This window comes from Methylobacter sp. Wu8, assembly GCF_036440755.1.
Lineage (GTDB): Bacteria > Pseudomonadota > Gammaproteobacteria > Methylococcales > Methylomonadaceae > Methylobacter_A > Methylobacter_A tundripaludum_A.
Window position 1 is genome coordinate 1 of the sequence record NZ_JAZGVT010000019.1, and the last position, 20,057, is coordinate 20,057.

General features: G+C 48.1%; 19 protein-coding genes. 3 read left to right on the plus strand and 16 right to left on the minus strand.

From position 1 onward, the window contains the following. Nucleotides 1–832 precede the first annotated feature (832 nt). The 13 genes from V3O24_RS00740 to V3O24_RS00800 all read right to left on the minus strand — a co-directional run bounded on the left by V3O24_RS00740 (nucleotide 833) and on the right by V3O24_RS00800 (nucleotide 8,891). Nucleotides 833–1,348, minus strand: a complete 516-nt coding sequence (locus V3O24_RS00740) for a DUF2726 domain-containing protein (RefSeq protein WP_331305715.1) — start codon at nucleotides 1,346–1,348, stop codon at nucleotides 833–835. 18 nt (nucleotides 1,349–1,366) lie between these two features. Continuing rightward, nucleotides 1,367–1,762 (minus strand): hypothetical protein, encoded by a 396-nt coding sequence (locus V3O24_RS00745; RefSeq protein ID WP_331305716.1) that lies wholly within the window; start codon nucleotides 1,760–1,762, stop codon nucleotides 1,367–1,369. 452 nt (nucleotides 1,763–2,214) lie between these two features. Continuing rightward, on the minus strand, nucleotides 2,215–2,514 hold the full coding sequence (locus V3O24_RS00750) for a hypothetical protein (RefSeq protein ID WP_331305718.1): 300 nt from the start codon (nucleotides 2,512–2,514) through the stop codon (nucleotides 2,215–2,217). Nucleotides 2,515–2,715: 201 nt separating this feature from the next. Continuing rightward, a complete protein-coding gene (locus tag V3O24_RS00755) occupies nucleotides 2,716–3,810 on the minus strand; it encodes a zonular occludens toxin domain-containing protein (RefSeq protein ID WP_331305719.1) in 1,095 nt (364 codons plus the stop codon). Next, on the minus strand, nucleotides 3,807–4,082 hold the full coding sequence (locus tag V3O24_RS00760) for a DUF2523 domain-containing protein (protein ID WP_331305720.1): 276 nt from the start codon (nucleotides 4,080–4,082) through the stop codon (nucleotides 3,807–3,809). The genes V3O24_RS00755 and V3O24_RS00760 overlap by 4 nt, the downstream gene beginning before the upstream one ends. 4 nt (nucleotides 4,083–4,086) lie before the next feature. Further along, a complete protein-coding gene (locus tag V3O24_RS00765) occupies nucleotides 4,087–4,857 on the minus strand; it encodes a virulence factor TspB C-terminal domain-related protein (RefSeq protein WP_331305721.1) in 771 nt (256 codons plus the stop codon). 544 nt (nucleotides 4,858–5,401) lie between these two features. Further along, a complete protein-coding gene (locus tag V3O24_RS00770; protein ID WP_331305722.1) occupies nucleotides 5,402–5,617 on the minus strand; it encodes a hypothetical protein in 216 nt (71 codons plus the stop codon). 53 nt (nucleotides 5,618–5,670) lie between these two features. Next, the gene (locus tag V3O24_RS00775; RefSeq protein WP_104424815.1) at nucleotides 5,671–5,871 is read right to left on the minus strand and encodes a major capsid protein; all 201 of its coding nucleotides are present in this window, start codon (nucleotides 5,869–5,871) and stop codon (nucleotides 5,671–5,673) included. A 119-nt stretch (nucleotides 5,872–5,990) separates the two neighbouring features. Continuing rightward, the gene (locus tag V3O24_RS00780) at nucleotides 5,991–6,308 is read right to left on the minus strand and encodes a hypothetical protein (RefSeq protein WP_331305725.1); all 318 of its coding nucleotides are present in this window, start codon (nucleotides 6,306–6,308) and stop codon (nucleotides 5,991–5,993) included. Nucleotides 6,309–6,351: 43 nt separating this feature from the next. Continuing rightward, a complete protein-coding gene (locus tag V3O24_RS00785) occupies nucleotides 6,352–7,680 on the minus strand; it encodes a replication endonuclease (RefSeq protein WP_331305726.1) in 1,329 nt (442 codons plus the stop codon). A 279-nt stretch (nucleotides 7,681–7,959) separates the two neighbouring features. Beyond that, entirely contained in the window at nucleotides 7,960–8,214 is a 255-nt protein-coding gene (locus tag V3O24_RS00790; protein ID WP_331305727.1) for a hypothetical protein, read from the minus strand. 63 nt (nucleotides 8,215–8,277) lie between these two features. Beyond that, nucleotides 8,278–8,571, minus strand: coding sequence for a hypothetical protein (locus V3O24_RS00795; protein WP_331305728.1), 294 nt, complete (start codon nucleotides 8,569–8,571; stop codon nucleotides 8,278–8,280). After that, entirely contained in the window at nucleotides 8,568–8,891 is a 324-nt protein-coding gene (locus V3O24_RS00800) for a hypothetical protein (protein WP_331305729.1), read from the minus strand. The genes V3O24_RS00795 and V3O24_RS00800 overlap by 4 nt, the downstream gene beginning before the upstream one ends. Before the next feature lie 119 nt (nucleotides 8,892–9,010). Here V3O24_RS00800 and V3O24_RS00805 point away from each other — a divergent pair, with 119 nt between their 5' ends. Next, nucleotides 9,011–9,415, plus strand: a complete 405-nt coding sequence (locus V3O24_RS00805; RefSeq protein WP_331305730.1) for a hypothetical protein — start codon at nucleotides 9,011–9,013, stop codon at nucleotides 9,413–9,415. Nucleotides 9,416–9,493: 78 nt separating this feature from the next. Here the strand turns inward: V3O24_RS00805 and V3O24_RS00810 are convergent, their stop codons facing one another. Genes V3O24_RS00810 through V3O24_RS00820 form a run of 3 tightly spaced genes read right to left on the minus strand, consistent with a single transcriptional unit; the run spans nucleotide 9,494 to nucleotide 15,119 of the window. Then, nucleotides 9,494–10,894, minus strand: coding sequence for an efflux transporter outer membrane subunit (locus V3O24_RS00810; RefSeq protein ID WP_331305731.1), 1,401 nt, complete (start codon nucleotides 10,892–10,894; stop codon nucleotides 9,494–9,496). A 2-nt stretch (nucleotides 10,895–10,896) separates the two neighbouring features. Next, nucleotides 10,897–14,025, minus strand: a complete 3,129-nt coding sequence (locus V3O24_RS00815) for a multidrug efflux RND transporter permease subunit (RefSeq protein ID WP_331305732.1) — start codon at nucleotides 14,023–14,025, stop codon at nucleotides 10,897–10,899. Continuing rightward, nucleotides 14,022–15,119: an efflux RND transporter periplasmic adaptor subunit gene (locus tag V3O24_RS00820; protein WP_258076693.1), complete on the minus strand. Its 1,098-nt coding sequence runs from the start codon at nucleotides 15,117–15,119 to the stop codon at nucleotides 14,022–14,024. The genes V3O24_RS00815 and V3O24_RS00820 overlap by 4 nt, the downstream gene beginning before the upstream one ends. Before the next feature lie 518 nt (nucleotides 15,120–15,637). On the opposite strand from V3O24_RS00820, the gene V3O24_RS00825 reads away from it, so the two are divergent. Together V3O24_RS00825 and V3O24_RS00830 are read left to right on the plus strand one after the other, a co-directional pair. Then, nucleotides 15,638–16,150, plus strand: coding sequence for a DUF697 domain-containing protein (locus V3O24_RS00825; RefSeq protein WP_331305734.1), 513 nt, complete (start codon nucleotides 15,638–15,640; stop codon nucleotides 16,148–16,150). Between the two features lie 620 nt (nucleotides 16,151–16,770). Beyond that, the coding region (locus tag V3O24_RS00830; protein WP_331305735.1) for an amino acid adenylation domain-containing protein at nucleotides 16,771–20,057 on the plus strand (3,287 nt) is incomplete at its 3' end.

The following is a 20,057-nucleotide window of genomic DNA, read 5'->3' on the forward strand; positions in this document are numbered from 1 at the left end:
TTCACCCTTTCGACCGGAAAACAGGGGCATATTTTAGCATTTCCGGTCGAAAAGATGGGCTTAAAAATAGATATTAATTAAATATTTCAATTGGATAGAGGGTTTTTCAGGAGTGACTAGTTAAAATCACCCAAAGTGGTTTTGCAGGCAAAAAACAAGATTGCCCGGCAGTTGAACATCGGAGAGCTACTATCGAAAATACATGAATTTAACAGTACGATAAATATCGGTAGTATTCAAGAAGTTATCAAAAAATTGATTGGCGATTTTGAAATCGATATTTCGGCTGCAAGCCAGTGATACCAAGGATTACATAGAAGTGTCGGGACAAACCGTTCTTTTGGTTAATTAACCCCATCTTCTAAAATGGAAGTATCAGGATGCAAGGCGTGGTAGAAGTTGGGAGTTGTCTATTATCGAGCAGCGCTTGAAATTCGAGGAAACCTTAGAAGAAAACCCAGGTTTAAAACCAAAGCTAGATGAGATATTAGCCAAAGCTTATAAATTCGCTATCATCCAAGCATCGCGCGAAACACAGTTAAGCATTAAAGTTTTTCCTGATTCGTGTCCCTGGCCATTCGAGCAAATAACCGATAACACTTTTTATCCCGAGTAGATAATCAATGCAGACAGACCGCAGGTCGTCGCGGCGTAAGCAACTGGCCGCAGGTCATTTAACTGTCCAAATAATCGGCCAACGGCCCAGCAGCGCGTGTTGAATGGCTCAATCGAATTATCGTAACGCGTAACGATAATTAATCAATCGGCTGCGCCATTCTACACCTAAACAACCGCTGTAAACGCCTTAACTCATACAGATAGGGGCAGGGAATCAGCCCCGTTTAGGTGTCGTATAATAATCAATTTCATCCTTTGGCGGGGATGGGCATAGTATTTGTGATTTTATGGCTTCATTGTCTGGCATCGTTTTAGCCTGCCATCGAATTATGCGTACATTAGCCGCTGTAAGTGCTTTATCTTTTTTAGTATCCGCTTTTTTACGATGATTTAGTGAATGTGTTGCATCGTCAAGCTCAATGATGGCTACAATACTTGAATCTTTTTTGCAAACTACAAAATCTATACTCATTCGGTTGATTCTGTTTAACCAAGCTTGATAATTATGACCTTTTTTGACTCCAAGTATTTGTGAAAGTTGCACTTGAGCAAGAATTATATGTTCAGGTAAGGATTGTATAAGCCTGAAATATAATATTTGCTCAGGTTGCGTAAGAACTTTTTTTGCGTAAAACGGCCATATTTCATTCTTACTTTTACTTTTTATTTTGATTATTAGAATAAATGTAGCGATTAATATTATAGTGAATATAAGGATAATTGGTTTCATAGTGTATTGATTTAGCAGTTATAAAAGTCGGCTAATTCTAACGCCATATTTATTCAAGAGTATCTTTTTTATAATCTTAATTAAACCGGCGGGGCTATGGAGTTTATAAATTTCGTTTTCCAGTTGCTCTATGCGTTCTGCATCTTTTCTGATCTGTAATAAACTTTCTGGTCTCCATCGTTTATTTTTGTGAATGAGTACGCCACGACTAAAAACCCATCCATCCCAGCCTGGGGAGTTAATGTATTTTCTATCCCATAATAACAAAAGGCGCTCGGCCATAACCGGAGCGCCTTCTTTATCCATTCTTTCAGTTTCTGAAATGTCAACACCGAGTAGTTCGGCGGCCTGTTGATTGTTAGGACAAATCTTATTTCGTGTATGGTAAAAGCTTGGCTTTTTTTTCGCTGCCATTATTCTGACTCCATGTAATAAAAATTAATCCTAGCGCAAAAACTATGCCGACAGACATCTCAAGCGATTTAACATAATATACATTATGCGAAGTCTTGGCGTGGACGTTTAGGCAATCCCTTTGAATTTAAACATAAAAACTTGAGCTAGAAATCATCTGTTACTCGCTGGCCGCAACATTCACCAGGTCAGTAACGTTTCAAATGCGATAACTAGACGCTGGCTGCTTCGCTGCCGACTGATACGCGTTGACAGGCTTTACAGCGGTTGATTAGGTGATGAATGGCGCAGCCGGATTGATGAATTATCGTTACGCGTTACAGTAATTCAATTGGGCCATTCAGCACGGCCTTGTTTGGCCGCTGGCCGGTTATTTGAATAGTTAAATGACCTGCGGCCAGTTGCTTACGCCGCGACGACCTGCGGTCTGTCTACATGGAGACCCTAGCAATTTAATCAGGAAAATAGGTTTTATCGCTTTGCTGTTCAAGCTCAGCAACGCGCTTAAGAGCCTCGTCTCGCTCTTGACGCAGAACCTCCAGCTGACGATAAAGATTGCTTTCATCGTCTATCAATTGATCTAAATCAGCGGGACGCTGAACCACGACACGAACGCCCTGTTCTTTCCGGTTTTTACGATATGCGCGCATACGCTCGGCGTTAGTTTTTGCGGTACCGGTTACCGGACGACCTCGGCGTTTTTCTTGGCCTTGGAACAGATCAATAGTGGCTTTGTCGGCTGAATCTATCATTTCAATCTCCCGATGCGTTTATGTTGATTTATTGTAACGCGTTACAATAATAAATATCAAGCTTTTTTATAACGCGTTACGATAATTATTTACTGTAATGCGTTACAGCAAATAAGGCGACCAAGAAAAAAGACCGCGCCGTTACTTGTCCAGGTAAAAAAAAGCCTGGCCGGTAACAGAAAGACCGGCCATATAGCCGCCCTACTCTCCGTTAGTGGCGATCATGTTTTTAGAATCAATAGACTGAGACTGATTAGACTTATCGGGAATGAAAGGGTCAAAGGCCCTGTGTTGGACGTACAAATTACACACATCAGCCGACACCTCGACCAAGGTGGCCTGTTGTGTATAACACGCGCACCGATGGTCGTCGGCCTTATTTGACTTGATACAGCCGACTATTCTCGGCATTGAAACCGGCTTAGCCAAATCTTTATAGATCGGCGCAGACCACGGAACACCGATAACAACCGGCGTGTAAGCAGTTTGCAATTGCTCTGAAGTGGTGGTTGATACCTTGTTGTTATCGATGGACTGGATGGACTGAGAGTTCGTTGAATTAAGGGGCTCTACTGATTTAACCGCATCATCAGGGTGTGCGCGACCATAAATCCGCTTGCCGATGAAAGGCACTACTATCAGTGTCAATAACACCAACGCGATGACGGCATAGAATGACAGCGGCTTACGCTTATCCTGCTTGGTATGGACTTCGGCCGAGTCATACAAATCATAAACTCGCTTCGGCAGCGTGTAAGGACGTTGCACGGCATCAGATCTTGATTGCACGTCTTGTTTGCATTCCGGCCATTCATACTCGGTACGGCCAGACCATTTAGCGACTAGATGAACATGTCGGCCAACCAGCAACCTGATGAAATTATGGAACAGGTGCGGCCCCTGGGAGATCAACCAGAAATCAACGCCATAGTGCCGGTGAGTCTCGAGGGTCGATATACTTTCGTGTACCCCTTGAGCACCGTTCGTTGGCCGCCAGATACGCTGAACTTCATCGACGACGATCAACGAGTTAGGCTCTTTCCACTTCGGCCAATCCTCAACGAATTTAGGCGGTGCGGCAGTCTTCAGCCGTGCTTCTATATCAGCATCCTGGCCCCGGCAAATGTCGCACAGCTGGGACCGGCAATAGATTGTTTCATGGGCAATGCCCCTTAGATTGCGGACACCGTGGATGAAAAACAAGCGATCAGGTTCTGCAACACGTAAATTAAGCAGCTGATTCAACAGCCAAGCGGTTTTGCCGGTTCCGGGGCCGCCAGTAACTAGGGTAATCATGTGAACTTAAGCTTTTTGACGACCATCAATGACGCTCTTGTGACTAGAGCAGACGTGATGATCGTCAATGCAGAGGTCATACCCGACAGATTGAGCAACGCCATCACCACAGGATCAACCAAGCCATAAGCAGAATCAACGTTGGAAACAACATTATCTGTTAAGGTTGATAACACGGTATAAGTGACAAAGCCCATGCCCAAGGCGGTCAAAACGCGAGCAACAATAGAGCCGGTTATATTTACTAAGAATGGTCCAAGTAACGCCCACATAAAATTAATCCCGGATAGGGCCTAAGACAATCAGACCCGCTGACAGATAGGCAAAGGTTAAAATTAACGGCGATATTTTTTGCGCAAAATCGCATTGAGCCGCATAACTCATCATGATAGTGCCGTGTGACGTGTGAATCTGATAAGGCGCAGGACACGTACCGAACGACGAACCGGACGGCAAACCAGAAGCGCTAAAACTGGTAGTGTTAATCGCCTCGGCAGATGGAACGTCACCAAATCCGGCATCGTGATCTGCTCTATTAGAATCCGCCAGCTCCTTGGTTGACTCTGAAATTGATTTCAATGCCTCGGAATCTTGCGCTTTATGAGCCTCGTCAGCGTTCTTCGTAGCATCAGACAATAACTTTTGCTTTTCAGCGGCAGCAGCGGCGGCATCAACTGCGGCGGCCTGTAACGTAGTATCGCTCGGATCAGCGGCGGCGGCAGCGGCGGCATTATCGGCAGCCGACTGTGCAGCAGCGGCAATCGATGCGGCGGCGGTTTGTGCGGCGAACGCATCATCGGAAACCTTGGCGGCCTCATTGACGTTAGATTTTTTGATGCACTGAGGGATACCGAATACATAGCCCTTGACTTGATTGGATTTACAGGCGATAGCATCGTTGGCGACGCACGTATAAGTACCGTCATCATGCTGGCCCGCCGGACAGGTGAGCGGCGCATCTGGCAGACACTTGTCATTAGCGAAATTAGCGTGCGCATGATCGGGGCAACGCAAAGGCAGCAATAGGCACGAATTAGTGGCATTCATATAAGTTTCAGCAGCCGCACAAGTAGGCGGTGTCTGACACTGACCCGTACTGCCGTTTAAAACCTTGCCGCCGGTACATTTCATCAACACCGCATATGCCGTCGCCTATATCGGTCTCGGGCGGCGTACAAATAGGACCGACATAGCATTCACCGGTCGATTTGCGGGACTGACCCTCGGGACAAGCAGGAGCATCCACACAAGTAGTACCAACCTTTACGCCACCGTGGGGGCAAACGAGAGACACAAACGGAGTGATATTTTTGTCCGTAACAAAAGCCCCGGTACTACTGTATATCTTGCACGTGTTAGCATCAGTCTCGGATAGCGTATAAGTCCAGCCCACAAAAGTGATTTGAGCCGTACAATATTTATCGAGAGACTCATAACCACCCCACGTAGTTACAGACACAGCTGGATAAGTGTCGGCATGCGCATCAACAGAAAAACACAAGAAAGCGAAAAAAATAAAAATCAGTTTGAAAACGTTATCCATGCGGCCCCACTATGGCGAGAAATACGGCCAGCAAATAAAACCCGGAAATCATAACGCCCGCCTCAACACTTTAATGCCCCAGGCTAAAGCCCAGGCCAAAACGACACCGCCGGAAACCTCGATCACGTCCACCAGCTCAACGCCGTAAAAAAAATAGGAATGACGTAGCTCATCGGCGGTCTGTAATAGATAGGCCGTACAAGTGGCCTCGGTTTGACCGTTCGACTCGACGTTGACCCCGGAAAAATGAACGCAAATTGCCATAACGAAACCTGAACCTGAAAAAGATGGGCGACGATGTACGCCGCCCGGATTGATTAAAGCGCTTTGCGCATAAGCTTAATGGAGTAAATAGCTACGATGACAACAAATACAGCAGTAGAGACTGCTACCGTGTCACTACCGGCATCACTAATCGCAGTAGTGACACCAGCAGGAACGGCGGCAAAAGCATTGCTCACCATTGCCAGTGAACCGGCAGAAATTGCAGCCAAACGAAGTTTTAATGATTTGTTCATGATATTTCTCACTTTTCTAAATTGTCCAAACGGACGTTAAAATAAGCCGCTTATAGGTGCATAAAGCGGCAATCACACACCAAAAGGTGTTTTTTGGCTTACCACACACCAACCAAAATTTATTTAGGCAAATCCTGTACAAGTTCAGGGACTGTGCCTTTAGGGATAAACAAAATGGTATTGTCGCCGGCTGACATAATGCCGATTTCAAAACGGATGTTTTTATTCAAGTGCTGCTTGAACGCTGCAATGTCATGACAGGTAAAATCCTGCAACAGCGCGCGCTTTTCGCCGCTCTGCATAATCGAATCGCCCATGATTTGAATCTTGTCTTTACCCGGCAATAAAACGCCGGTTTCAATGCCGTCCTTGCGTTCTTTAACCGGATTCGCTGTGTAAGCGTTTATCAGCTTGCCTTGACAGGTTATAAGTGCCATTTTTAATACCTCGAAAGTGATGCCTTGCGGCTTGCGTACAGCGTCACGCCGTACAGTTATTTACAGAACTCCAAGAGGCAAAACACCCACGCCCCGCTACGCGGTGCGCGGGTGCATTTGCCAAAAAGGAGGCAGCTAGTTTGGTGCTAATCATTGCCCACTGTTTTGATCGAGTGATAACCTCAGCGGCAATTGATGCAACTCCAAAAATCAGGGTGACGTACTCAAAATATTGGTTCTGTTTGAGTTCGCCGGTTTCTTTATCGATCAGGTGCTTTTTAACGAGCGTAATGGTGTGATCGATGCGCTTGGCGTCCACGCCGCCCATTATTTCTAAGTAGTCGGCCCAGCGACTTTGGTCGGCGGCTTGCCGGGCGGATTCGAGCAATTCATCATCAATCGACTCTCTAAGCTTGCGTAGTTGCCGCCAGACAGTGACAGGTGCGCCGCCTATTTGCTGAAATTGACGGATACCCCAGACACTAGCCCAGGCTTTGACACGCTGGCCGTAGGACTGGCTTTCGTGGGTGGTATCGTGTTCCGGGTCGTCAATCGAGAAGCCCAGGTTTTTACTGATGTACTTGGCGATATAGCCGGTGGCAGTTCCGACCTCAGAGTCGATTTCTACGGCGGTAAAGCGGTGCTTGTCGGCACCCTGCTCTTGTCCGTCCACTTCGAGCGCGTAGTGAGTCATGATTTTTCGTAACGCGTTGCAGTATTCCGCTTTGACGAAAAGAAGCATATGCCAATGAGGACAGCCATCATGATGAGGTTCGGCAACTCGGAAACCGAAAGGCTTGATGTCCTGACGGGCATATGCAGCCCGAATTTTAGACCACTGCTTAACAAGGTAATTCTGCGCGTCTTTGGGGGTGAGTTCTTGATATTTGTCGTTGAGCTTTACGCCTGAAAATCTGTGAAATTTGCTTGGACAAGTGATCGTGTAGAACTCGCCAACGTAGCCGTGCTGTTGGGCGTAGGCCTCAAAACCGGCCATTCTTATCATTAGCTCTGCCCGGCGATTGGTGGGGTTTGCCATCGATGATTGAACGATGGTTGCCATGTCAACCAGATCGGATTCGTTGGAAATCATGGACTGGGTTTTCAGGAACTCATTGGTTTTATGCGCCTTTTTGCCGACGCGATGCACGGTCAGGTTTGAGCTGTATTTTTCTTTGTGTTTGGCCACCCTGCCTTGATCGATTAGCTTGGACTCATCGGTGCGGCCTTGAAGCCGGTCCAGGGTGCGCCGCCACCATTTAACACACAAGAGCCGGGCTTTGTAGCCTTCATCGTTCTTGGCTTTTGGCTCGGGTATGCCATTGGCTGACAAATAGGCGGCGAGTGCTGGCCTGTCGTCCATGATCGGCATCAAGTTTTCAATGTGGTATCTAACTGACAAGTTAAGCGTTGACATGGTTAGAATCTCTGAAAATAGGGAAATCGTAGAGCGGGATGGTTGATTCCTGGTCGGGCTTTGGAAAGCTGGAACGTATCTTTGATACATTCATAACGGTGTAGAACTGAACCGACTTACAGCCACAGACACACATAAAGCGGCGTACATGAAGGCCGGGGCTGCCAGTGGTGCGACCGCGGACGGCGTGATCTTGCGGCATGATGACTTGATGACAACGATTGCAGGTTTCCATCAACGCCCCCGGCCTATCTCGCACCACTCGCACAAACAATCGAGGTGATGTAATGGTTGTTCGGCACCGGATAGATCGACATCGATAAAGCGACCATACAGCGATTCAACGGCGTCATAGCGGGCCTGCGGGTCATCAATGCCGTTGAAGTGCTCTTCTTCGGCGTCGAAGTTTTCTAAATACTCGTTGAGCAGGTCTGAAAGTAAGTCCAGGTCGTCTTGGGTTAAATCGGTACTTGATATGACGGCAGGCATTAGGCACCTACCCATAGGCCGATCAAAACTGTCAACAGCATTGAGCCGGTAAAAAATAGAAGGTTACGCATGGTTGCCACCCTGCCCCACTGCATCGGAGGACAAAGAAACATAACAAGACGGAGAAGCGGAGCAACCGGCTAAATGGCCTAATTGAAAAAGCTCATCTTGGTAATTTTTAATAAACCGTGAAATCGGGCCGCTTGGAAAAATGAGCGATATACCGTCAAGGCGTGAACGCGCTTCCTGATAGGCGACGGCAATATCTGGACAATCAGCTGGATTGAAAAAATGATGACGAAATTCGGCTACAACATCGGAAACGGCGATTTTTACGGCACCTTCTGAAATGTTCATTGGTTGACACCCTGCCCTTTATCAGCCTCATAATAAAAATCTAAATAAGTTCTACAGGCATCACAAGCGCAATAAAAAGGATGCGATGAAACATCAGTTTGAGTAGTGCCACCCTGCCCCGGAGCCTCGGGGATATGAGCAGAATGGCGGCAAGCGTCCCCGATATTCGTAAAAAGAAATTGAAGCTTGTTGTAAAGTGCTTGATGACCGCACAAATAAAACTTAGTGTCATATAAGCCACGAAGCAGCATATCTTGCTCTTCGGGTGTTAAGGTGAACGTGATCGATTCACGCGCTGCTGGGGTTTGAGTTGGTTTCATAGGCTTGCCCTCTATGTGTTAAAAATAGCTATCAGTCTGGTAGCGTTGACAGATTGTTAGCTAGAGAAGATCATTAAGTCAACAACTTTTAGCTATCAACTTGAGAGGCATTGAAAGAAATGAAAACGATAATCAACTATCTTGATGATTTAAAAGAGAAATATGGAAGCGACTACAAAACAGCAAAATTACTAAAAACTGGAACAGGTGCTATTTCAACAATAAGAAGCCGCAGCCAATGCGGCGATGAAACAGCAATAAAAATTGCTGATCTGCTAGGAATTGATAGAACAGAGGTTTTAATTGCAGCAGCAATTGCAAGAAGTGAAGGCGAGGTAAAAAAGAGCTGGGAAACAATATCGAAAATGTCAGGAATTGCTGCAAGCGTTGCGCTTGTAGGTGTGCTAACACTAGGAAATTCAAGCATTGGAGCGGATTTAGAGTTAATCCATTCAACTACCAAGTCTGTATATTATGTTAAATTATATCAGCGCCTATATACGCCAAGATTGGACATTGGCTAAAAAAACATGGGTATCCCTGGTGTAACTTCCGCCTAATCATACGAACATGTGTAGACTCGTTTCGGCAGCGTGTCCCCGCTATTGATTTTTTGACACCTTGTCCACCCAGCTGCCGCCAAAGGCTTTGTATAAATTGATCAGCGCCTGTAACGAATTACTGCGGGCCGTCGCGTGAGAGAGCTTTACGTTGAACAGGTTGCGCTGTGCATCCAGCACTTCCAGATAATTAGTAAGACCGTTGTTGTAACGCAGCCATGCCAACTTTAAATACTCGCTTAAAGCAGCTTCCTGCAGGCTAAGTGCCTGTACCTGTTCCCGGGTTTTACTATTATCTATCAGCGCATCCTCGGTTTCCTTGAAGGCTTGAAGCAAGATGCTCTGGTAATTTAATAACGCCTGTTGTTCGCGAGCTTCGGCAGCTTTTACTTGTCCTGCGATTTTGCCTGCGGTAAACAAAGGCATCGCCAACGCTACACCGTAATTCCACATGCCTGAAGGTCCCGACAGTAATTGGCTGAAATTGGCGCTGGCAGTGCCAAACGTTCCGGTTATCGTGAATTTTGGGAAATATTCACCTTTCGCAACGCCGATATTGGCATTAGCAGCAATTAAACCCTGTTCTGCTTGACGTATATCCGGGCGGCGAGCTAACAATTCGGATGGCAGACCGGCAGGCACGCCAAGTAAATGCAGTTCGGCTAACGGTAAGCCGCGTTCTATAGCTGCGGGATTATGGCCCAACAAAACACTCAGTTCGTGCTCTTTTTGAGCTATCAGTTTCTCCAGTTGCGGTATGATGGCGGCGGCGTTATGAACCTCGGACTCCGCTTGCCGCACCTGAGCTTTGGAATTAAGCTCACCGTCGAAACGCGCTTGGGCGATACGGTAAGCTTCCCGGCGGTCGACCAAGGTTTGCTTGGCAATTTCCAAACGTACATCCAGTTCACGCAGTTGCACATAGGAACGCGCCACACCGGTGGTCAAAGTCAGCACCACAGTACGACGAATTTCTTCCTGCGCATAGAGATTGGCCCGGGCCGCTTCAGTGGCGCGCCGTAACCTGCCCCATACGTCTATTTCCCAAGACAAATTTAAAGTGGATTGAATGCTGTCATAAGCGGGTGTGGGGGCAGCGCCGTAAGTTGTTTCCGAATCTTTTTCCTGCTGGCCGAATGCATTGGCGCTAATTTGCGGAAACAAGTCGGCACGGGTGATGCTGTATAGCCCTAAATATTCTTCGACGGTAGCCGTGGCGATCAGCAGATCTTTGTTATACCGTAGCGCCTGCTCAATGAGTTTGGTCAGATGGGGGTCGCCGAATTGCTCCCACCAGCTAGTATCGCTAGCTGCAACGGTTTCGGCTGCGGCAAAACGCCAAGCATCCGGTATTGATCCGGTTGGCTGTTGGTAATCAGGACCGATCATAAAACAGCCGGTTAGCGTTAAGGGCAACAATAAGGAAATAGGACGGTAGCGCATGATTAGACTTCTTGTTTTGCAATAATGCTATCGGTGTGTTTCGGCGCTCTGATCCTCTCCAATAACACGAAAAATAACGGTACAAAAAATACGGCTAACAGGGTAGCGCTGACCATGCCCCCCATTATCCCCACGCCGATGGAGTGCCGGCTGTTTGCACCTGCGCCGGTACTGAGGACCAAGGGTAGTACACCAAGAATGAAAGAAAATGATGTCATCAGAATCGGACGAAAACGAAGCCGACAGGCTTCAAGTGCCGCATCCGCAACATCCATGCCCTGCCCGTTTTTTTCCGCCGCGAATTCGACGATGAGTATGGCGTTCTTGGCGCTCAGTGCGATCAGCGTGACCAAACCGATTTGAAAGTAAACATCGTCCTCCATGCCACAGGCCCAGACGGCCAGTAAAGCTCCGAATAAACCGAAAGGAACCGCCAACATGACGGCGAAAGGCAGCGCCAACCGTTCGTATTGAGCGGCAAGAATCAGGAATACCATAATAATGCCGTAGATAAAGGCCGAGCTCGATGAACTGCCCGCAGCCTTTTCCTGAAATGACTGTCCGCCCCAGGCGAATGACATACTGTCGGGTAAAACTTCTTGCGCAGCTTGTTCCATGGCCAACATGGCTTGGCCGGAACTATAGCCTGCTGCCGCGCTGCCGTTGATTCGCGCCGCAGGGAAACCGTTGAAGCGGCTGATGGAGTTAGGACCATTGGCGTAGCGTACTTTAATCAGGCTGCTTAGGGGTACCATCGAACCGGACTGGCTGCGAACAAAAACTTTTTCGATATCCTCGGGACGGCTTCGATATTGCGGATCTGCCTGCAGCAGCACCCGGTAGGTGCGGCCAAACTTGTTGAAATCGTTAACGTAGGTGGTGCTGAACATGCCCTGCAAGGTATCGAACACGTCATCGATAGCAACCCCCATAGCCCAAGCTTTTTCTCGATCCAATGTAATGGATAGCTGCTGCGAGTTGGAGTTGATTGATGACGAAACGCCCGTTAGTTCATGGCGTTGGCGGGTTTTTGCAATAATTTTTTGGGTCATGGCTTCCAAAACGGCGGTATCGCCGGCACCTTGATTAAGCACCCAGAATTCGAAGCCGCCAACCACGCCGAGACCGGGTATGGCGGGAGGATTCAACAACGTTACCAGCGCTTCTTTGACGCTGGAAACTCGTTTAGTCAAGATAGCCATCACGTTTTCGGCTTGCAGCTCGGGCTTGACTCTGTCTTTCCAGTTCTTCAGGGAGAGGAATAACAGCCCGGCATTGGTCGCGCTGCCGCCATCCATCAGGTTCATGCCGGTAATAGAGACTATATCGCGTAATGCCGGATTATCTTTTACCAAGGCTTCCATTTTCTGCATGACTGCACTGGTGCGATCGACGCTGGCCGCATCGGGCAGCATAACGATGGTATACAAGGTGCCTTGATCTTCTGGAGGAACAAAACTGGTGGGTACGATTTTAAACAGGCCGACAATAACGGCAATCATGCATAGGTACAGCATGATGCCGGTGGTGGCATGCCGAAAAAGCCAGCGAACCCCCCCCAGATAGCGCTGGGTGGCTTTTTCCAGAGCGGCGTCGAACAATAGAAAAAAGCGTGATTTCCGGTGTTCGGCCGGTTGAATAAGGATGGCTGCCAGTGCAGGACTCAAAGTGAGGGCAACGACAGCGGATAGCGTGACCGAGATAGCGATAGTGATTGCGAATTGTTTATAGAGTTGTCCGGTCATGCCGCCAAGGAAAGAAACCGGAAGAAATACGGCGATCAGCACCAATGTCGTGGCAACGACCGGGCCTGCGACTTCGGACAACGCACGAGTTGCAGCATCGCGCCCTTTAAGTCCAAGTTCGCGTATGTTGCGTTCGATATTTTCAATCACCACGATAGCATCGTCGACCACCAGTCCGATGGCCAGCACCATGCCGAACAGGGTGAGCGTGTTAACCGAAAAGCCCAGCAGGTACATACCCGCCAAAGTGCCGATAATAGATACAGGCACGGCTAAAATAGGAATAAGCGTGGTTCGCCAATTTTGCAGAAACAAGAACACGACCGCGACGACCAAAACAATCGCTTCAAACAACGTGTGAATAACTTCCTCAATGGATATGTTGACAAACTCGGTGGTGTCGAAAGGAATTTCATAGCTGATACCTGCCGGAAACGTCGCGGACAGGCGATCCATGGTTGCCTTGACTTGGTCTGCGACATCCAGCGCATTGGCGCCGGGTTGCTGATATACCGCTATCAGGGTAGCGTTTTCGCCATTAAGCCGGGTCAGCATGTCATAACTTTGCGCACCCAGTTGCACCGTTGCGACGTCGCGCAAACGGATGGCGGCGCCGTCATTGCTGGCGCGCAGGATAATATCTTCAAACTCTTTCGGGCTGGTAAGCCGCCCTTCCGCCGCCACAGGCAAGGTGAGCACGACCGGTTGGGACGTCGGCTTTTGGCCAATCTGGCCGACGGCGAACTGAGTGTTCTGCTGGGATATTGCGTTGCGTATGTCCGCCGTGGTGATGCCGAAATGCGCCATACTGTCAGGCTTTAGCCAAATGCGCATGGCGTAATCGGAGGAACCGAGCGGAGCAACTTGGTTGGCTCCAGGAACCTGCTTGAGTTTGTCCACCACATGCAGACTGGCGTAGTTGCTGACATAGGTGGGATCGAAACGGCCATCCGATTTGATTGCCACCAGCAGTAAAATATTGGAAGTAGACTTTGTTACAAATATGCCGCCCCGGCGTACTTCGTTCGGCAGTTGCGCTTCAGCCGTTTTAACGCGATTTTGTACGTCGTCATGAGCCTTATCGATATCCGTGCCGATGTCGAATACGATGCTCAGGTTCAGTGAACCATTGGATGAACTGGTAGAGTTCATGTAAAGCATGTTTTCGGCGCCGTTGACTTGCTGCTCAATGGGCGCGGCGACGGTTTGAGCTACGGTTTCGGCACTGGCGCCCGGATAGGTGGCGGAAACCTGGATTTGCGGCGGAGCAATATCGGGAAACTGCGCCACCGGCAGTTGACGCAAAGCCAACAGGCCGGCCATGACGATGACTATCGACACTATCGCAGCGAAAATAGGCCGGCTGATAAAAAATCCAATATTCACGACTGACCGCCACTGGGAACGCCGGCAGGTTGCTGCGGCTTTACAGGCATATTAGGCACTACATGGCTCATACCGTCCACGACCACCTGCTCTCCGTTTTTTAAACCGCTTTCGATAATCCAGTCATCGCCGTACCAATCGCCCATTTCAACCGGTCGTATTTCCACTCTATTATCAGCGCCGACCACATAAAGGTACTTCCCTTGTTGTCCCTGCAATACTGCGCGTTGAGGCACCAAAATGGCGTTGGGTCGAATGGCTCCTTTCAATTTAACCCGTACAAACTGACCGGGAACCAATTTCAGATCGGGATTCGCAAATACGGCGCGAAAACTGCTGGTGCCGGTTTCGATAGAAATTTTCTTTTCGGAGAAATCCATTTTGCCGCTAAGTGGATAGACCGAACCGTCCGCTATATGCAGTTCGACCACAAAATTAGCGTTTTCAGGTATCAGTAACCGTTTATTTACGACGTCTTCGTTGTTTTTCAGCAGACGGGTTTCCGAAACGTTGAATTTGACCCATATCGGGTCGGTCTGGGTTACCGTGGTCAGCAAACCATCCTGACCAGGACTGACAAAACTGCCATCGGCTTTTGTTGTCCGCCCGCTTATGCCGGTTAATGGTGATTTGATCGTGGTGTAACTTAGATTCAATTCCGCTGCCGTGACATTTGCCCGAGCCGTCAGCACCGCTGCATCGGCTTCTGCCAAGTCGGAATCCGCATCGTCTACGTCTTTTTGGCTGACCGCATTTTGCGATATCAGGTTTTTAAGTCTTACCACGTTCCGTTTTGCGTTTTGTTGCCTGGCTTCCTGTTGAACTAAAGTGCCTTTTGTTCCTTCCAGGGCGGCGGCAAAGGGGCGCTCGTCCAACTGAAACAACACTTGTTCTTTCTGTACCAGTGTACCTTCTTCGTATAGGCGTTTTTCAAGCACACCTTCAACGCGAGTACGGATTTCCACAAGGCGGGAGCTTTCCGTTTGGCCGACGAATTCCCATTCTATAGGGATCGTGCGCTCTTCAATGCGCTGTATGATGACCTCAGGCGGTGAAAATTCAGGTGTTGCATGTTGCTCTTGACACGCAGCCAAGACTAGCGCCAGTTGGCAAAGAAGCGTCCAAAGAATTGGTAGGCGCGAATTGAGTTTCACGATGTGCCCCAAATTTATCCGGTTACAAGATTAGAATGAACAGCAAAGGTTATACAGTAAAAACATCAGCATAGCTTTTTTGTGGCGCATGACTTGGAGGGATGTTTTGTAAGAACAATTGCTTATGATTTAGTGAGGTTTGTTTGACTTCAATTGATATTGTTTTTCATTTTAATACGATTATTCGGCGGATGCGACATTATTATCTCTACTAAGGTTTATTATTTCTACTAAGTTTAAGTATGTTCGACGTAAGTTTTTGCAATGGCCCAATAGCGGAAAAAACAAACTCAAGGCATTACTGATACTCGTTAAAATTTAATTACTTACCCAAGCAAATACGCAGAAATGAATCCAGGATGAGCAGTTTTTTGGAATGGCGTAAAAAACAATCTTGATGCGGCTCATTCATTATGTTACTCTCCGAAAAAAATAGCACTTTAATAGGGGATAATATCGTGACATCTGAACAACAAATTGAGTCAAACGCACTTCAATCCGAAGACGCCCAAGTTTCTCGCGAACAGGCAGCTAATCTTGTTATTAGTAAATATACCGGCTGGGCGGCTGGATCTGGCGCTATTCCTTTCCCTTTCTGGGATGTAGCCGCAATCGCCGCTGTTGAAATAAAAATGGTCAATGAGCTATTGGATATTTACGATAAACCTTTTTCTGAATCGAAAACCCGCTCAATTCTGACCATTCTGATCGGCAGCCTTTCGCCTCAACTGCTGGTCGGAGTAACGGCCGCCACACTGTTCAAAGTGATACCCGGCATAGGTTCTGCCTTGGCCGTCATGAGCATGCCTATTCTTGCAGCCGCATCCGCCTATGCCGTTGGCCAAGTAATGGTAAATCACCTGAAAAACGGCGGCGACCTGACTAATTTTGACCCAAAAGCTAAATTAGATGATTTCAAAGCCTACTTTAAGGAAGGCAAGAAAAAAGTCGATCCTGCTGCTACAACATAAACTTTAACTGCGCCAAACAACGCACATAATCACGTTTAAAATTTAAAAATTGTTTATTGAGACTTTAAACCCCTGGTTCTGTCATATAAATAACCAGGGGCCTATCTCTATTATCCTCTTAAATAACCCCATTCTATTCAAATTCCAGCCTATCCAGACTAAGTTTCATTCACTTGAATGAATCGCACGCCTCAAGAGCTTTAGTTATAGCTTACCGTTTTTGAGCAATGTATGGGGTTGTTGTTATAATAAAAAAATTGGGTTTGTGCTGTCACAAGTCTTTAAATACTTCGAAGATCACGTTTACTCAGTGTAACCACGGACTTATTTTCTTTACTTATGAAGTATCGTATTCAGTGCAATAAAAAAAAATGTATTTGCCTATTTTACTGATTACTAATATATCAATAAAGCTAAAGCTTTGTTGGCGACGTTACACTAGCGTTTAATGTCATTAATAAATTTCATGTTTCTTAAAAAATTAATATTAAAAATAATAAAACGCCAATTATTTGCAAATCGTTAGCCCGATATTAATGCGAGTATGGAAGCGCAAAAACATATCTTTGTAAGCCCGAACGTCTATAGCTTGAACGAAATAACCCAAATTAATTAACCATATGTCTGCACAAAACGAACAAGCAATTGCCTTCGGACAGGGCATTTCAATACAACTGCCTAATCAACAACTGCATAATTGCTTCGAGGCCTTGGTTGATCAACAGCCAGATGAGCCTGCAATCATCTTTAAAAACAAGACATTAACTTATTGTCAATTGGATCAATCGTCTAATGCTCTCGCCAATGCCTTGCTGAAGCGATCAATTAGAACGGAAGAACCTATAGGTGTGTTGGTAGAACGCTCTGGATCGCTCCCAATTGCTTTTCTAGCTATTTTAAAAGCGGGAGGTGTTTATGTGCCTCTGGTCCATGATCATCCATCCAATAGACTTGCCAATATCGTTGAACAGACGGGTATGCGGTATTTAATCGCACTGGATGGTTTGGAGCCGGCATCGGAAATTCTTAACGCGTTAGCAGCCAATAATGACGGCATTGCTGAGATTTTCCGGACCGAGGATACGCGGGAGGGAATCTTCGCGCGGCCTGATTTAACTGTTAGCTCATCGAGTCTCGCCGCTATTTTGTTCACCTCCGGCACAAACGGCCAACCCAAAGGAGTACTCCTTCGGCATGATGCCTGCATCAACATGGTGTGCGGTCACTTAGCCGCTCAAAATATCACTTCAAAAGATCGGTTGCTGCTTTCAAGCGGCCCAGGCTTCATTCTAGGATTTCGTGAGCTGTGCCTGCCGCTGTTGTCCGGAGCCGCTTATGTTGCTGTTACTCGAAACGAAATAGACAACCCTGACCGGCTACTCATGATTATGTCGCAGCATAAGGTCAGCATAGCGCTTTTCACCCCCTCTTATTTGCGCCTTTTACAGGGTAAGCTATCCAGTGGCCTGCGCTGTATCATGACGGCCGGCGAGCATCCCGATGAAAATAATGCCCGTCATTATGCCAAATCGATTGACTATTGGAACATGCACGGCGCCACCGAAGTGTGCGGCACGATATGCATGTACAAGGTCAATCCGAACGATGCGGGGACGTTGCCGAGCGGGCGGCCTTTCAATAATACAAGCGTTTATCTGCTTGATGAACACGGCGATGAAGTGCCGCAAGGCGAAGTGGGCGAGATTCATGTTGTCGGTACCGGCTTAGCCAACGGCTACCTGAACCAGCCCGAACTGAGCGCACAAATTTTTGTGCAAACAAAGTTTGGACGGGCCTATAAAACCCGTGACATGGGGCGTTGGCGTGCTGACGGCAACCTGGAAACAATCGGCCGTTCTGACGATGTCATCAAAGTTTCGGGCCAAGCGGTTGCTCTGAGCGAAATTGAACGCACTCTTTTGCGCCACCCAAAGGTCAAGCAAGCGGCTGTCATTCAAAACGGCAATACGCTTGTTGCGTTCCTAGAATGCGGAGATGATTCACCAGTAGATTGGCGAGACTATTTGTCCTCGACCCTTCCTGCGTACATGATCCCTTCATCAATTAACCGGCTGGAGCGCTTGCCTACCAATTCTTCCGGCAAGATAGACCGTCAGGCGTTATTGACCACGGCAAAGAGTTTTCCCCGTACTATCAGCGCCCCTCCCGACGGGCGTATAGAACAAGAAATAGCAGAAGTCTGGGCCGACATTCTTAAATTGGACGCGATTGGCCGTCATGACAATTTTTTTGCAATTGGCGGCACCAGCTTGCTTGCCATTGCAATCAGCCAGCAACTCCAGTCTATGGGCTATGCCGTAACAGTGCCGGCCCTATTGGTTAATCTGACTGTTGCCGGTTTGGCCGATCACCTGTCGCAAGTGTCCGCCGAAGCGCTTGCACCGGTCGATAATATTTCAACCAAAGGACAAGAGGATTTCTGGATTGGCGCCCAATTGGGGGTTTTGCAATCAAGCATGTTGATAACGCGCCTGTTGCGGATTAGCGGCGATTCGCCAAGCCAAGAAACATGGCGGGCGGCGTGGCAAAAATTATTGGAGCGCCATAGTGCGCTACGCACGGTATTTTACCAAGACACAGACGAAAAAATACGCTGGCAAACCGATGCACTGGATAAGCTTCCCGCCGAATCGGCTTTAAAAATAGCAAGCTGCAACTCGCTGGAGGACGCAAGCGAGCGGGTCGCTGCTTGGGCTTCTATCCCGTTTGACCTGAGCAAAGCCCCTTTGGCTCGGGCCGGCTTGATACAAACCCCGGAAGCGCAACTGTTCTGGTTCGCTCTCCATCATGCTGTTGTAGACGGTTTGTCAGCCAGGATTTTACAGGAGGAGTTATATGCTTTATTGCAAGGTAAAACCCTCCCTCCCGCTGCCGACGGCATAAATTTGGCATGCGCCGCAGAACAGGCCTATCTAAGAACGCCGCAAGCGGAAATAGACAGGCATTTCTGGCAAGAGCACTTAAAAAATACGGTTGTAGGCACCAACGGGAATGCATTTAATGCATTTGCAACGGATTTTGAACGGCCACTTATTCCGACAAGCAAAGCGGCCAAATCATTGACCGAACGGCTTGATGCGCCATGCGTGGAAGCGTTAACCCAGCTTGCCCGCAGCCAAGGCGTGGGGATGCACTCGCTATTGCTGGCCATACTTGGCGACGAGGCAAGAAGACGAAGCGGCCGGACAACCCTGATTATTGGCAGTGCAATATCCATGCGGCCTGCCGGCGCGGAACAGGCGGTCGGGCTATTCGTTAACCTGTTGCCGTTGGTGTTGCATGGCGATAGAAGCGATCAATTCGATGCACAACTTCACAACGCCCAGTCGACGCTGAATACCGCAATCCAGTCGATCGGCACGCCCTCATCGCAAATATTGCGCGATTTTCAAAATAGAAACCCTGATGTTTTGCCGCTTTCGCGCACCTCTATTTTTGATGTTTCCTTAACCGCCAACACATCGCGCATCAGTGAAGCTAAGGATGCAGCATTTAGTCTTGCTCCGCAGGCCTTACCCGGCGAACTGAACCCGGTTCCCAGCGGTATCGATTTGGCTTTCTCCCATGAGCCTGATTTACAGGGCGGGCTGATATTGACATTGGCTTGGAATCCCGAGCTTTATCGTCAAAGTACGGCCCAGTCCTGGCTGACTGCGTTTAAAGAACGGGCCGTCTGGCTGGGCGCCGATCTGTCCCGCGCCCAAAACCCGATGCCGCCCTTGCTGCCTTTTGAGCAGCAGCTGCTGCAAAAATGGGAGCAAGGGCCTGCGCTTCCGGTGCCTGAACGTTGCTTCCAGCAAGTCTTCGAGGCCTGGGCTCAAAAGACGCCGCTTCATCATGCCGTCGTCTGCGAACATGAAACCGTCACTTACGCCGAACTGGACCG